This window comes from Ensifer sp. 38_S197 (assembly GCF_056924495.1).
The window spans coordinates 1,603,881-1,618,492 of the sequence record NZ_JBXOVZ010000001.1 but is presented as its reverse complement, the minus strand read 5'-3'; the positions used below and the strand labels follow the sequence as shown (position 1 = coordinate 1,618,492).

The following is a 14,612-nucleotide window of genomic DNA, read 5'->3' as shown; positions in this document are numbered from 1 at the left end:
CGGCAGCCCTCGCCTATCAGGAAGGTCTGCCAGGTTCTTTCAGAGAACGCGCGCCAGAAACTCGCGGGTGCGCGGGTGCTTTGCATGGGTGAAGATCTCGGCCGGCGGACCTACCTCCAGCACCCGGCCCGCCTCCATGAAGATCACAGTGTCGGCAACCTCGCGGGCAAAGCCGACCTCATGGGTCACGATCACCAGCGTCGTGCCGGTGCGCGCCAGCTCCTTGATCACATCCAGAACTTCGCCGACGAGCTCGGGATCGAGCGCCGAGGTCGGCTCGTCGAAGAGCAGCACCTTCGGTCGGAGCGCCAAGGCACGGGCGATCGCGACGCGCTGTTGCTGTCCGCCCGAGAGCTGGCGCGGATAGGCATTGATCTTGTCGCTCAGGCCGATGCGGGCGAGCAGTTCCTGGGCAGTGCGGATCGCCTCGTCCCGCCCGAGGCCGCGCACGTATAGCGGCGCCTCGATCAGGTTCTCGAGCACGGTCAAATGCGGGAAAAGATTGAAGTTCTGGAACACCATGCCGATATCGGCTCGCCGCTTCAGGATATCCTTTTCCTTGAGTTCGTAGAGCGTGTCGCCCTTCTGGCGATAACCGACGAGTTCATCGTCGATCGAGATGAAGCCGTCATCGACGCGTTCGAGATGATTGATCGTTCGCAGCAGGGTCGATTTGCCCGAACCCGACGGGCCGAGGATGGCGGTGACGCTGCCTGGTTTTAGATTCAGCTCGACGCCGTCCAGGACCTTCAGCGACCCGAAGCTCTTGGAAATGCCATGGACATGCACGGCACCGCCGGAACGGAAGGCCTGCGCATCGCGAAAGCCGGTTTTGACCGCGGGAGCACTCGGAACTGCAACCTCGGGCAACGGCCGGCGGAAGCGCGCGATCAGCGCCTGGAACGGCAGGGGTACCGGATTGCGGACGGCCCCTTTTGAAAAATGGCGCTCGATGTAGTGCTGGGCGATCGATAGTCCGGTCATGATCACCAGATACCAAACGGTCGCGACCATCAGCAGCGGGATGACCTCGAGATTGCGGCGGTAGATGACTTGGACCGTATAGAAGAGCTCAGGCAGCGCCAGCACGTAGACCATCGACGTGCTCTTCGCGAGACCGATGATTTCGTTAAAGCCGGTGGGCAGGATCGAGCGCATGGCCTGCGGAAGCACGATGCGGAACGCCTGGCGGTGGCGAGGCAGGCCGAGCGCGGCTGCCGCCTCATGCTGTCCTTGGTCGACAGCGAGAATACCGCCGCGCACGATCTCGGCGAAAAAGGCCGCCTGGTTGAGGGTGAGCCCGAGGAAAGCCGCGGCGAAGGGTGTCAGAAGCTGCGTCGTTGGGTAGTTGAACCACACGGCGTCGGTAAAAGGCACGCCGATGCTGATTGTCTCATAGAGATAGCCGAGATTGTTGAGCACGAGCAGAAGCACGATCAGCGGGATCGAACGAAGAAGCCAGATGTAACCGAAGGAAAGACCTGACAGCAGCGGCGACCTCGATACACGGGCGAGCGCCAGCGCGGTTCCGAGAAGCGAGCCGGAAACGGTTGCCAGCGCCGTCAGCAGAAGCGTTCGTCCAAGGCCTGCCAGGACCGGTTCGGCGAAGAACCATTCCGCAAAGACCGGCCAGCCCCAGCGCGGATTGGTCAACACCGAATAGAGCGCGCCGGCGATGACGAGAGCCGCAAAGAGCGTCCCGAGCGCACGCCCCGGATGACGCGCCGGCACGATACGGTAATGGGCGTGGCCGGGGGTCGGCTCGCTGCTGCGACTGGCGCCGGACACGCCGGCGAGATCGGTCAGAACTGCCATGGAGGAATCCTCTGCTGATGTCTGTTGCGGCGGTGCTCGGCGCTAGATGTGGTTCACGGCCTGGGGCCTTGGTGGCGGCGCATCACCGATGAGCGCGAGTGACGCCAGGAGATGCGTGATGTCCTTCTCGAACGGCAGCGTCTTGTAGACTTCTGGATCGGCCTCGACGTCGAAGAGCGCGGTGTAGCCGTTGGATAGGTAGAGCCCGACAGCTTCGGGTTGGCGAAACCCGGTCGTGAGATAGATGCGCGAATAACCCTGCCGCGCTGCCTGCGCTTCGAGCTCGAGCAGCACCTTTCGTGCCAGCCCCTGGCGGCGCAGATCCGACCGGGTCCAGATGCGCTTGAACTCGGCGGTGCGGTCGTCATAGGGCTTGAAGGCGCCGCCACCGATCGCCTGGCCGTCACGCATCAGCAGCACGAAATTGCCGTGCGGCGGCGCAAAGACCTCCGGCGGGTAGCGGTTCATCTCGGCAGTTGCCCCCTCTTCGCTGAAGTAGTTGCCGTAGCGGCTGTCATATTCGAAGATCAGTTCGTCGATCAGCGGCTTGGCGCGCGGGTCGAGGGGCGTGGTGTAGAGAAACGTGTCGCTCATGTCTTTCGCCGTCCCATGGTCGTCATGCGAGAAAGGTTTCCACCAGCCGCACCCAGTAGCGGACTGCCGGTGCGATGATCGCGTCGTTGAAGTCGTATTGGGCGCTGTGGAGGGCCGCGCTGTCGCCATTGCCGATGAAGGCGTAGTTGCCCGCCTTCTCTTCCAGAAAGAACGCGAAGTCCTCGCTGGCGGTGCGCGGCTTGAAATCGGCGATGACCGTTTCAGGCCCGAAAGCCTCTAGCGCCACGTTGCGGGCGACGTCTGTCTCCGCGGGATGGTTGATCAGGGCCGGAAAGCCGAGCCGGTAGTCGACGTCGGCGCGCGCGCCGAAGCTTTCGGCCTGTGCCTGCGCCAGCGCCTGGACACGCTCGCCGAGCAGGCGGCGAACGTCTCTGTTGAAGGCGCGCAAGGTCAGTTTCAGCGAGACGCTCTCGGGAATGACGTTCGATGCCTGCCCGCCATGGATGGAGCCAACGGTGACGACGGCGGTCTCCTGCGGATCGACATTGCGCGAAACGAGGCTCTGCAAAGCGGTGATCAGCGACGCAGTTGCCACCACCGGATCGACGGTCAGATGCGGTTCGGCGCCATGTCCGCCCTTGCCGATGATGGTGACGTTTGCCTGATCAACCGAGGCCATGGCGGGTCCCGAGACGAAACCGAAACGGCCGGCCGGCACGCCGGGCCAATTGTGCAATCCAAAGACAGCATCGACCGGAAAGCGCTCGAACAACCCCTCCGACAACATCTTGCGGGCACCGGCGCCGATCTCCTCGGCGGGTTGGAAAATGAGCCGCAACGTTCCATCAAAGCGGCCTTCCGTCGCCAGGAAGCGCGCTGCCGCAAGCAGGATCGCCGTGTGCCCGTCATGGCCGCAGGCATGCATCACGCCCTTGTTGCGACTGGCATGGGCAAGTCCGGTCGCCTCCTCGATCGGCAGCGCATCCATGTCCGCGCGAAGGCCGATCGCCCTCCCGCCGCTTCCGCGGCTGAGCGTGGCGACAATACCGGTTCCGGCAATGCCACGGTTCACCTCATATCCCCAGGAGGCGAGCAGGTCGCCGACCAGGTTGCTGGTGCGCTTTTCCTGGAAAGCGAGCTCCGGGTACCGGTGAAGGTCGCGGCGGATCGCGACGATCTCATCTATGAAGGCGTCAAGGCCCCGCGCGACGACGGCGGATCTTTGGGGGTGGGTGGCGATTGCGTTCATGGGAGTTCTTCGCCGGCCCTTCAGGCGCCGACGGCCTTTGCGTGTTCAACGGCGGGCGCGGATTGCGCGTAGCGGCTTTCGCGATAGGCAAGCCCTAGATGAGCACGGAGTGTCGCGCCCTCGAGCCTTGGATCGAAATAGCCGCGGCGCTCAAGGATCGGCAGCACATGTGCGACAAAGTCGGCAAGACCTTCGGCAATCACCGGGAATCCGAGGATAAAGCCGTCGGCGGCCTGCTCGTCGATCCACCGGATGATCTCGTCGGCGATCTCTTCGGCCGTGCCGATGAATGCCGTTCTCGGCGTGGCGACATCGAGCGCGATTTCGCGCAGCGTCGCCCCGGTTTCACGCGCCGTCTTCTTGATGCGGTCCGTCGTTGCCCGGAAACTGTTCCTGCCGATATCGCCGATGTCGGGAAATGGCGCGTCCAGCGGATAGGCGCTGAAATCGTGATGGTCGAAGAAACGACCGAGATAGAGCAATGCCTCCTCGACCGTGACCAGATCGCGGATGGCGCGATACTTCGCCTCGGCCTCCTCGGCCGTCGCCCCGACGATCGGGCCTATGCCCGGAAAGATCCCGATATCGGACGTGCTGCGCCCTTGCGCCACAGCACTTTGCTTGACCTGCCTGTAGAACGTTTTGGCGTCCTCGATCGGACCGCCATTGGTGAACACGGCATCCGCATGTTTGCCCGCCAGCCGAATACCGGAATCGGAGGCACCTGCCTGGAACACCACCGGTTGGCCCTGCCGGGAGCGTTCGATGTTGAGCGGACCCTCGATCCGGAAGAACCGTCCCTTGTGATTGAGCCGGCGCAGCTTCGACTTGTCGGCATAGACACCGGTTGCCCGGTCACGCACGAAGGCGTCGTCGTCCCACGAGTCCCAGAGCCCCTTGATGGCGTCGAGATATTCGTCGGCGATCTCGTAGCGCAGCTCATGTTCCGGATGCTCGCGGCCATAATTGCGGCCGGAGCCTTCAAGCGGCGAGGTCACCGCATTCCAGCCGGCGCGGCCGCCGCTGATGAGGTCAAGCGAAGCGAATTGACGGGCGATGGTGAACGGGTCGCTGTAGGAGGTCGAAACCGTGCCGACGAGGCCGATCTTCGAAGTCGATGCAGCGAGCGCCGACAGGATGGTCAGCGGCTCGAAGCGGTTGAGAAAGTGCGGGATCGATTGTTCGTTGATGTAGAGGCCGTCGGCGACGAAGGCGAAGGCAATGCCGGCAGCTTCGGCCTTTCGCGCCGTTTCGACGAAGAAGTCGAAATTGACGCTGGCATCGGCCGGGCCGCTTGGATGTTTCCAGGCGTTCATATGCCCGCCCGGTCCCTGCAGCATGATGCCGAAAGTTACGTTCTTCTTGGACATGACAGATCCTTTCCTGAAACGATCAGGCGGCGAGAGACAGTCGTTCTCGTGCAATGAGTTCGATTGAGGCGAAGCGTTCGGAAGCAGCGAGTGAAGGCGTATCGATGACGAATTCCTTGACGCCGTAGCGTCGGTGCAGTTCATCGAGTTGCTGGCGAACCTGCCGCGCCGTGCCCGTCAGCACGCTCGGCGTCTTCTCCTCGACGCGGTAGTCGGCAATCCCGGCCTGACGGGCGAATTCGGCAGCCTGTTCTTCGCTACCGACATTGACGCTCTGGCCGTTTGCAAGCAGCACCTTGAAGATCTTCAGATCGGCAACGCGTTCGCGCGCCCGCTGCTCGCTTTCGGCCGCGAAAGCTGCGAGAGCAAGGAGCGGTCGATCGCCTTTCGTTGCGCGCTCATAGGCGTCGAAGGTTTTCTGCAGATTGTCCGGATCGCCGTTGAGATGGCCGGCAAAGACAAGCTTCCAGCCCTTTTCGGCAGCCAGCAATGCACTGTCGACGCTCGCTCCCAGCAGAAAGCGTTCCGGCGCGACGGGCGGCAGCGGCGTCGCCAGCAATTCCGCTTCAGGTCCAGCCTGCAGAAAGCGATTGAGATCGCTCAGTTGCTCCGAGAAACTCCGTCGTATTGTCGGGTCAATTCCGACCTGCAGCGCCTTGGTGGAGAATGGAAAACCACCGGGCGCCTTGCCCACCCCGAGATCGACCCGCGACGGCGCGAGGCTGGCGAGGAGGTTGAAGGTCTCGGCTACCTTGTAGGCGCTGTAATGCTGCAGCATGACGCCGCCGGAGCCGATGCGGATCCTCGACGTCTTCGCCAGGAGATAGGCAATCAGCGTTTCCGGTGCTGAGCTCGCTAGACCTGGTACGTTGTGGTGCTCTGCAACCCAGAAACGATGATAGCTCCATTCCTCCGCCTTCGCAGCGAGACTGGCCGTCGCGTGAAGGGCCTCCGTCGGTGTCTGTCCAGGGTCGACGGGGCTCTTGTCGAGAAGGCTGAGGAGATACGACATGGTTCGGGGCTTTCATCGGAGGTCACGACATAACATCATTAAATACATAATTTTTATAGACTATAGGAATATCGTTCTGTTTCTCAGCCCGAAACGAGAAAAGTTGCCGCTTACAACTACGTCCTGGGCCAAACAACACGTTCTTCGTCTGGATGGGCTTCAACGAGAAGCTCACGAGCGTCATCAGAGAGAATGTGATGAGAGAGAACGCTAGGACGGTGCCCTATCGCTGCGAAAATGACATAGGGGCACTTTCAATATGATCCCGACAATTGAGGGTTTACCGAAAAAACGCTGGCGTTTTGTGGTTAGCGCTCGGATTGTCGCGATCCCCTGTGCTTCGAGCGGCGACGATGTAGCGCAAATTCGCGGACGAACAGCGGGAAGTCTTGCGCGGGCAGCGGCTCTGAGAAAACAGAACCTTGACCTCGGTCGCAGCCCATATTTCGCAGGAGCCTAAGCTGCTCCTCCGTCGCGATACCCTTCGCAGTTACGTCAAGGTCGAGGCTGTGAGCTATCTCGATGATGCCGCGGATGATCTTCTGGTCTGTATTGTTGCGCCCCAGCCCGCGCACGAGACTGCTGTCAATCCTGATGCCATCCACGGATAATTCCTTGAGGTGCGTTAGAGCAGCGTAGCCCGCGCCAAAATCGTTTAGAACAACCTCGTAGCCAGCCTCGCGCAGCCGGTTTGCTTCCTCTCGCACGCGCGTCGATTGCTTCCCGAGGAACAATCCCTCAGAGACTTCAATCGAAATAGCGCCATGGGTCATACCCGCCGAAATCATGGCCTTTGACAATCGCTCGCAATAGTTCGCCACCAGAAAATCGGCCGCGGTCGCATTTATGGCGACCTTCCCAAAGTTGACGCCGTTCTTTGTCCAATCAGCGATCTGCGAAACTGCAAACTCCCGGACAAAATCGCCAAAGGCAGTGGCGAGCCGAAAGTCATCAAAAATCTCTGCGAATTCGTTGGAGCCTACCAAGTCGAGGTTTGGCTGTTCCCAGCGAAGCGACGCCTCCACAGCCTTCAGGCTCTCGTCGGCCAACGAGACGACCGGCTGATAATGGAGGCAGAATCGGCCATCACGCAGTCCGTTGCGCGCCTGGTCCTGCATGCTGAGCCGTCGAACCGTTGCGTCCTGAAGCGCAGGCGTAAAGAACTCGTATCGGTCGCGACCCAGTCTCTTCGCATTATAGAGAGCAATGTCGGCGTTCTTTAGGAGTTCGGCCGGCGTCGCGCCGTGATCGGGAAGGCAAGCTATTCCCATGCTCATCGAGGCGCTTAGCCTGTAACTATCAAACGCAGAAATTCCGACGGCGTCGCGAATGGAAGCCAGTAGCTGCACGAGGCGCGCGCGTGAAGGCGACGGAGTGAATACGACGGCAAATTCATCACCTCCGAGCCTCGCAACGATATCGGTCGCTCGGACCGACCGGCGGATCCCGGAACTCACTGCCTTAAGCAGTTCGTCGCCCGCGTCGTGACCGTGGATGTCATTGATGTCTTTAAAGTTGTCGAGATCCAGCAGAACCAAAGCCACTCCTTGGCGGCCGCCGGCCAAAGGATCTACGGTCTTCGCCAGCTCACTTTGGAAAGCACGCCTGTTCAACAGTCCGGTCAGCGGATCGATATTAGCGACAGCGACTAGATGCTGTTGTGCGCGCTTCAGCTCAGTGATGTCAAAGCGACATGCAACATACTGGCAAACCTTGCCGCCAGAATCGAGCCGCGGGATGATCGTGGTCGCCATCCAATAGAGCGAGCCATCCTTTGCCCTGTTGCATATCTCGCCCCGCCAGATCCGGCCGCCTCTTATCGTGGCGTACATCTCGCGAAAGAACCGCTTGCCATGGAAGCCGGAATTGAGCAGACGATGATTGGAGCCGACCAGCTCGCTCGATGCATATCCGCTGATCTCGCAGAACCTTGAGTTCGCGTAGAGGATCGTGCCCTTCGTATCGGTCACCGCTATGCTTAGAACTTTGTCGATCGCATCGATCCAGAAACCGGAATCCTGACATTGCCAGTTGGCCTCGAGCATCAGCGTTTGGGATAAGCTGTTGGTAAAACAAACCAGATCCTTGATTGCTTCAGGAGAACCGCTGGCTTGTGCATCGCGCAACACTTGATGGATTGCAGATGTGGCCGCCTGCACGGGGTCTGAAGGATATGGGGCTGGTTTCAGGCTCTTCCCCACGGGACTACTATTCATACGGCCCTCGTCGATGCCCCTGCCGCCGAGTTGAAATGCACCCTCTGCGCAGGCGGGTTCAATGAAAGGCAACGTTCCGAAGCGCTCGAAGGTGGCAATTTTGCCTTCATCAGGTCGCTGGGTTGCCGACAGCCCAGAACATAATCCCTTTGGTTGAAACGCCGATTTATCGTCATGCCTCAGCGGCGTGCGCAATATGAGCATTTACTGCTCTCCTTCGCCGAAGAAGAGACATATATGCTCAAATATCCGGTGAATCTTTCGCACGTGATCGAAAGTTGTTCACTTCACCATCGAAGTCTTTTCCGGTTTTTCTATAATAAATGTGCCGCGGCCCCTAAGCGAGAAACCCGACATATTCTCCGAAAACCAGTTTGTTAATCGAGAGGAATTCTTGTATTTGGAGGAATGGGCGGTCCAAATTCGCTCGAAGAACCCCACTTCGATAGCAGAACGTCGCAGAATGACAAATTCAAAGAGATTTCTCAGAGTCTGATTCAAAATTATCCGTTGTAATTTCATAGCCTTGCGATGCGGCGGGTGAAGAGCTGTATCGAGGCGATGAAGAGCCATGCGGTTGCCGATGCGATGGTTTGCTCGAAGTCCTTGGCGAGGCGACGGTTTCGATTGAGCCATGCCAGGGTTCGCTCGACCACCCAGCGCCGGGGCAGTAGCTCGAAGCCTTTCACAGTGTCGGACCGCTTGATGATTTCGACCGTCCACTTGCCGATCCGGCGCAGCGCCTGCCTGAGCTTGTCGCCAGCATAGCCGCCATCGGCGAAGACGTGCCGCAGCCAGGGGAAGCGCCGGATGATTTCACGCAGCACCATCGGTGCGCCGTCACGGTCCTGGATGTCGGCGGTGTGGATCACGGCGTGAACGAGATTACCATCGGTGTCGGTGAGGATGTGGCGCTTGCGCCCCTTGATCTTCTTGCCTGCGTCATAACCGCGAGGGCCGCCGCTTTCCGTGGTTTTCACGCTCTGGCTGTCGATCACTCCGGCGCTCGGCGATGCCTCGCGGCCTGTCGCTTCCCGTCCGATCAGCAGCAGCGCATGATTGAGCGAGAGCCACAGCCCGTCGTCGCGCCACAGGTAGAACCAGCGCCGTACCGTGGAGACCGGCGGGAAGCACGGTGGCAGCATCCGCCACGGCAGCCCGCCGCGCAGCAGGTACAGGATCGCCTCGACGATCCGCCGTAGCGGCCACTTGCGCGGTCGCCCGACATGCGAGGGCGGCGGAAAGAACGGTTCCAGCACCGCCCATTCGGCATCGGTCAAATCGCTTGGCAAAATCAGTTCCGCACGGGCATATTGCGCCCGAGTGGTGTCAGTCCACATCGTTGATTTCCTTCGGTCTGTAGCAAAACCGCTGAATCAACGACTTGGGCTTCCGTCAAGGATAACCCGCTGATACCACTCAACTTAATTTCGGATCAGGCTCTCAAGACTCCAGATTTGAAGTTAAGAATTATAGAAGAACGTTGTAATCTTGGCGTTTGGACTTGGGAAATTGAATCCTCAGAAGTAACCTGGTCGAATGGGTTGTTCCGTATACTTGGAATCGAACCCGCGTCCGTTGTCCCTACAATTGACCTTTACCAGTCCCTTGTGCATCCGGATGACCAACTGGATTTCAGTAATGCTGTGGGGCTCGCATCCGATAAACGACTTGCGGACAGGACGTTCCGGATCATCCGTCCCGACGGCAGCCTGAGATGGGTCCGCAGCAAAGCACAACCGCACTTCGATCGAAATGGAAGTCCGATCGCTATGATGGGCATCGTAGCGGACGTTACCGATGTCCAGGAGCTTAAAGCCAGTCTGAATGGCGAGAAGAAGCTCAATTACATTTTGTCCCGCCTGCTCGGCGGCCATATCTGGCGGGCCTACCCAGATGGCAAGCTGGTCGAGACAAGTGAATGGTCGAAGCTGACCGGTCAATCGCCAGCGGAAGCTCGCAATTGGGATGAGTTGGCCGCGATACATCCCGACGACAGAGCTACATTCCGGCAGGCCTGGGCAAGCGCGATCGCAACGGGAAAGATGTTCCGTGTAACGATGCGGGTAAAAGATCTGGCGGGACGTTATGTCAGGTTGAAGGGCCAGGCCCTTGCCGTCCGGGATGAGACTGGCGAGATTGTCGAATGGGTCGGATATACCGATTATCTTGACGACCATGTTTTGCAGCCCGCCACAGATGAACCGCTTACTCCCGGCCAGATCCGAGCGGCACGAGCTTTGCTGAACTGGACGGCGCCAGAATTAGCCAAGGTCGCCGGGGTATCATTTTCGACCGTGAGGCGCCTGGAATCGTCTACTGTTTCGGTAAGACAGGAAAACTTGAGAAAGGTGCGAAACGCGCTGGAGACGCACGGCGTTCGGTTCTTCCGCGACTTAAAGGGTGGGGTCTCGGTCGGCCTCTCAACGTCAACGGCCAACACCTGATGATTGCATTTGCCGCAGCTCAAGGTCTTTCACAGCTTTAATGCCCGCGTCTGAGGTCGAGCTAAAACATGGCGATGACCGGCAGTTCATGGCCAAGAAGATCATCGACGCCAAAAAGGAAGAAATCGAAGGTGGCCCTTCAAGAGCTCTCTCGTTTCTGGTCAGCTGGCAGGAACAATCAGCCCAGGGACTGCGACGCCAGGGCATAGACCACCGGCGCACCATTTTCTCCCGTGCCATAGCTGGCGCGTTCCTTGGTCACCATCGTCCTCACCGTGTTGCAGACGCCGAGCCCGCACTGGTGGACGAAGGCAGCAAACGCGCCCGTGTCGAAATGCGTATCGATGCGAAGAAAACGGCCGACATTGGCGGCGACATGCGGCTGGGTGACTGCAATGGCGTCCTCGTCGCAACCGGCCACCACCGGCCCGACAACATGTCCCCGCCCGAAGCGACGAAGCATCGAAAAGGCCCGCAACTGTCGGCCCTGGTAGAGACCGTAGCATATCGAACTGTCGAACAGCCGCACCAGGTGCTGGCACCGCGCCGTACCGAAGGCTGGAGCATCAAGGGCAATGACCGCATCCAGATCGGCACGGTCCAACCTCCTCAGGACAAGGTGTTTGCCAAGCGGCGGAAGCTCCATGGCGGTCATCACCGTGCCTTGACATTGATAGACCTTCCCCTTCGCCATGAAGCCCAGAGACGCATAGAGCCGCCGGGCTTCCCGGGTCGAATTGAGGCGGATGCAGCCATGACCACAGTCCGCCATGATCTGGTTCATCAGCCATTTTGCCGTGCCGTTGGCCTGCAACCTTGGCAAGGTTATCAGCATCCCGATGGTGGCGAAACCCTCGCCATGCGGGAACCACATGGCGGACGCGCCTATGCGGCCGATCTCATCGAGCGCGACATATCCCCTCCCGACATCAAGGAGGTGCTGCCAGTCCGCCGCCCGGTGAGGCCATTCCACCGAGATCGACAAAGCCTGCAACTGGGAAAGTTCGACATCCGCGATGTCGGCGAAGCGCATCTCGAAGTTATCGACACTCAACGTCCCTGGTAGTTCGCTATCCATCATTCACCAAGCCAAACGACAAGTCCTCCTCCGGGGCCGAGTGCCCGGATGTCCCGGTGGCCATGTTAGTTGAGATCCTGCGAAACATTTCACTGCTGAAGCGAAGGCCAGCACAAGATTTGACCGTATCGCTTCCTCTTTCGGCAGCTATTAGTTTCTTATGCCTCTACTTTGATTGTCAAAATCGGTTCGCCTCTCCTGCTGGAGCATGGCGGGGTGCGTAAGGACGTGACAGCGCTTGGAACGGGAACTAATGATGACGCGCGCCATGTACATCCTGGAAAAGCTGGTCAGCTTTCAGTCGGTGGTCGGCACGCCCAATGGCGACATCGTCGAATGGATCGCCGACTATCTGAGGTCCTTCGGCATTGCCCCGCAAATCCTTCCCGGGCCGGAAGGAGACAGGGCGAACCTCTTTGCCACGATCGGTCCCGCCGACAGGCCGGGCTACATCCTGTCCGGCCACATGGACGTTGTCCCGGCCGGGGAAGCGGGGTGGGACGGCGATCCCTTTGTGTTGAGGATCGAGGGCGACAGGCTCTATGGACGCGGAACGACCGACATGAAGGGGTTCCTGGCCGTCGTCCTGGCAGCCGTCCCCTCATTCCTCTCTCGTCCGCTCTCTCGCCCGATTCACCTGGCTTTCTCCTATGACGAGGAAGCCGGTTGCCGCGGAGTGCCACACCTGATCGCTCGCCTGCCGGATCTATGCGGACCGCCGCTCGGTGCAATCATCGGGGAGCCGAGCGGGATGCGGGGCATTCTCGCCCACAAGGGAAAGGCGGCGGCACGACTGACACTCAGGGGCCTTTCGGGCCACTCCTCCCGGCCGGATCTGGGCCTCAATGCAATCCACGCCATGACGGAAGTGCAGCAGGCCGCCGTCGCAACGGCGATCGACCTTGCGGAAGGACCGTTCGAGGACGAATTCGAACCGCCCTACTCGTCTTTGTCGATCGGCACGATCACCGGTGGTCAGGCTGTCAACATCATTCCTGAACTCTGCAACCTGGAACTAGAGGCCAGGGCCATTTCGTCCGTTGACCCCGAAGCGCTGCTGGCTCCGGTGCGAGAAGCCGCAGAGGCTTTGGCATCAAAGGGCTTTGGGGTCGATTGGCAGGTTCTCAGCGTCTATCCAGCGCTCTCCCTTGCCCCGTCCTCTCCCCTCGCCGCTCTGCTGAAAGACTTGACGGGAAGCGAGCCGCTCGCCGCCGTCAGCTATGGAACCGAGGCCGGGCTCTACCAGCGCGCCGGCGTGGATGCGATCATCTGCGGACCCGGCGACATTGCGCGTGCCCACAAACCCAACGAGTTCATTCTCACAAGCGAACTCGCCGCCTGCCAGTCGCTGATCGACGCACTGGGGCGGCATTGCCGCGCGGACCCTTGAACGAGCCAGGATCGGATCCGGACGATGACCTTTCTCTTCAATTCCGATGCCGCTCGCGGCCAGATATTCCGGGACACGTTTGCTCGCGAAATCCCGGACCTGCCGTTCTCGATGGACCCGACGACGGTCGATCCCGACAAGGTGCGCTATCTCATGACCTGGACCGTCCCGGAGAACCTGGCGCGCTACCGCAATCTGGAGGTGCTGTTCTCGACCGGCGCCGGCATCGACCAGTTCAGCGCCGCCAGCGTTCCTGACGACGTGAAGATCGTGCGCATGGTCGAAGAGGGCATCGTGCGGATGATGCAGGAATACGTGGTCCTCGGCGTTCTTTCACTCCATCGCAACCTGCCGGCCTACCTGCAGCAGCAGAAAGCCGAGGTCTGGAAGGTCCTGCCGCAGGCCCAGGCCGGCGAACGCCGCATCGGTGTGCTGGGGCTCGGCAACCTGGGCCAGGCCGTGCTCGAGCGCTTGAAGCCCTTCGGATTTCCCCTGTCCGGCTGGAGCCGATCTGCCCCGGAGATCGAGGGCGTCCGATGCTTCTCCGGCCCAGCGGGTCTGGAGGCCATGCTGGCAGAAACCGACGTGCTGATCTGTCTTCTGCCCCTGACAGACGACACCCGCGGCTTCCTCGACGCCGGGCTTTTCAGCCAATTGCCGAGAGGCGCTGGACTGGTCCATGTCGGCCGCGGACCGCAGCTCGACCAGGAGGCGCTTCTCGCCGCGCTCGACAGCGGCCACATGTCCGGCGCCGTGATCGACGTCACCGATCCGGAACCGCTGCCGCCCGGCCATCCGTTCTGGCATGACGCCCGCATCCTGCTGACCCCGCATATCGCCAGCATCACCCAGCCCCACACGGCCGCACTCGCCGTGATCGACAACATCAGGCGGCTGCGCGCCGGGCTCGATCCGATCGGCCTCGTTGATCGGAAGCGCGGCTACTGAAACCTCAACCCCGAAAGGAATGCCATGTCGCTCCTCAAGACCATCGAGACCAACCCCACCTTCGCACCGCGCGAAAACACGCCCGCACCGGATCGGCTGATCTCCGGCAATCCCCAGCTCAAGACCTGGGCGCAAGACGAAGCCCATGGCGAGCTGGTGCACACCGGGGTCTGGGAAGCGACCCCGGGCGTCACCCACTCGATCAAAGGCCAGACCTTCGAGTTCTGCCACCTCCTGTCCGGCCTCGTCGAAATCACCCCTGAAGGCGGCCAGCCGGTCGTCTACAAGGCGGGCGACAGCTTCGTGATGAAGCCGGGCTTCGTCGGCGTCTGGAAGACCATCGAAACCGTCCGCAAGATCTACGTCACCGTCACGCCGTGACGCACGCTCCGGTGGGGCGGCATCCGTTTCGGGTCCGCGCCGCAGAATGCGCTGTGAAGCTCTGCCAAAACAGTGACTTCCACTGCGGCCTTTCACTCTACCGGATCAACCTGTCCTGGCGATCCGGTAGTGTTGCAGTCAAACGACGGAG

At 60.5% G+C, this 14,612-nt stretch carries 12 protein-coding genes; 4 read left to right on the top strand and 8 right to left on the bottom strand.

The features are described from left to right. Positions 1-39: 39 nt before the first annotated feature. The 7 genes from AC1Z3V_RS07565 to AC1Z3V_RS07535 form a co-directional block, all read right to left on the bottom strand. Entirely contained in the window at positions 40-1,815 is a 1,776-nt protein-coding gene (locus AC1Z3V_RS07565; protein ID WP_483498152.1) for an amino acid ABC transporter permease/ATP-binding protein, read from the bottom strand. A gap of 42 nt (positions 1,816-1,857) precedes the next feature. Further along, the gene (locus tag AC1Z3V_RS07560) at positions 1,858-2,409 is read right to left on the bottom strand and encodes a GNAT family N-acetyltransferase (RefSeq protein WP_483498151.1); all 552 of its coding nucleotides are present in this window, start codon (positions 2,407-2,409) and stop codon (positions 1,858-1,860) included. Between the two features lie 22 nt (positions 2,410-2,431). Further along, entirely contained in the window at positions 2,432-3,619 is a 1,188-nt protein-coding gene (locus AC1Z3V_RS07555) for a M20 aminoacylase family protein (protein ID WP_483498150.1), read from the bottom strand. Between the two features lie 20 nt (positions 3,620-3,639). Beyond that, positions 3,640-4,989 carry an LLM class flavin-dependent oxidoreductase gene (locus AC1Z3V_RS07550; RefSeq protein WP_483498149.1) on the bottom strand — a complete coding sequence of 450 codons (1,350 nt, stop codon included), beginning with the start codon at positions 4,987-4,989 and terminating at the stop codon, positions 3,640-3,642. Positions 4,990-5,011: 22 nt separating this feature from the next. Beyond that, on the bottom strand, positions 5,012-6,001 hold the full coding sequence (locus AC1Z3V_RS07545; protein WP_483498148.1) for an MsnO8 family LLM class oxidoreductase: 990 nt from the start codon (positions 5,999-6,001) through the stop codon (positions 5,012-5,014). Positions 6,002-6,309: 308 nt separating this feature from the next. Next, complete coding sequence (locus tag AC1Z3V_RS07540; protein ID WP_483498147.1) at positions 6,310-8,421, bottom strand: putative bifunctional diguanylate cyclase/phosphodiesterase; 2,112 nt, start codon at positions 8,419-8,421, stop codon at positions 6,310-6,312. A gap of 314 nt (positions 8,422-8,735) precedes the next feature. Next, positions 8,736-9,557: an IS5 family transposase gene (locus tag AC1Z3V_RS07535; RefSeq protein ID WP_483498146.1), complete on the bottom strand. Its 822-nt coding sequence runs from the start codon at positions 9,555-9,557 to the stop codon at positions 8,736-8,738. A gap of 117 nt (positions 9,558-9,674) precedes the next feature. Between AC1Z3V_RS07535 and AC1Z3V_RS07530 the strand changes: the two genes are divergently transcribed. After that, positions 9,675-10,664: a PAS domain-containing protein gene (locus tag AC1Z3V_RS07530; protein WP_483498145.1), complete on the top strand. Its 990-nt coding sequence runs from the start codon at positions 9,675-9,677 to the stop codon at positions 10,662-10,664. Positions 10,665-10,842: 178 nt separating this feature from the next. Here the strand turns inward: AC1Z3V_RS07530 and AC1Z3V_RS07525 are convergent, their stop codons facing one another. After that, positions 10,843-11,745: a GNAT family N-acetyltransferase gene (locus AC1Z3V_RS07525; protein ID WP_483498144.1), complete on the bottom strand. Its 903-nt coding sequence runs from the start codon at positions 11,743-11,745 to the stop codon at positions 10,843-10,845. Positions 11,746-11,995: 250 nt separating this feature from the next. Here AC1Z3V_RS07525 and argE point away from each other — a divergent pair, with 250 nt between their 5' ends. Genes argE through AC1Z3V_RS07510 form a run of 3 tightly spaced genes read left to right on the top strand, consistent with a single transcriptional unit; the run spans position 11,996 to position 14,461 of the window. After that, positions 11,996-13,132: an acetylornithine deacetylase gene (gene argE, locus AC1Z3V_RS07520; RefSeq protein ID WP_483499591.1), complete on the top strand. Its 1,137-nt coding sequence runs from the start codon at positions 11,996-11,998 to the stop codon at positions 13,130-13,132. Positions 13,133-13,156: 24 nt separating this feature from the next. Continuing rightward, complete coding sequence (locus AC1Z3V_RS07515) at positions 13,157-14,080, top strand: 2-hydroxyacid dehydrogenase (RefSeq protein WP_483498143.1); 924 nt, start codon at positions 13,157-13,159, stop codon at positions 14,078-14,080. Positions 14,081-14,104: 24 nt separating this feature from the next. Continuing rightward, a complete protein-coding gene (locus AC1Z3V_RS07510) occupies positions 14,105-14,461 on the top strand; it encodes a cupin domain-containing protein (RefSeq protein WP_483498142.1) in 357 nt (118 codons plus the stop codon). Positions 14,462-14,612: the final 151 nt, after the last annotated feature.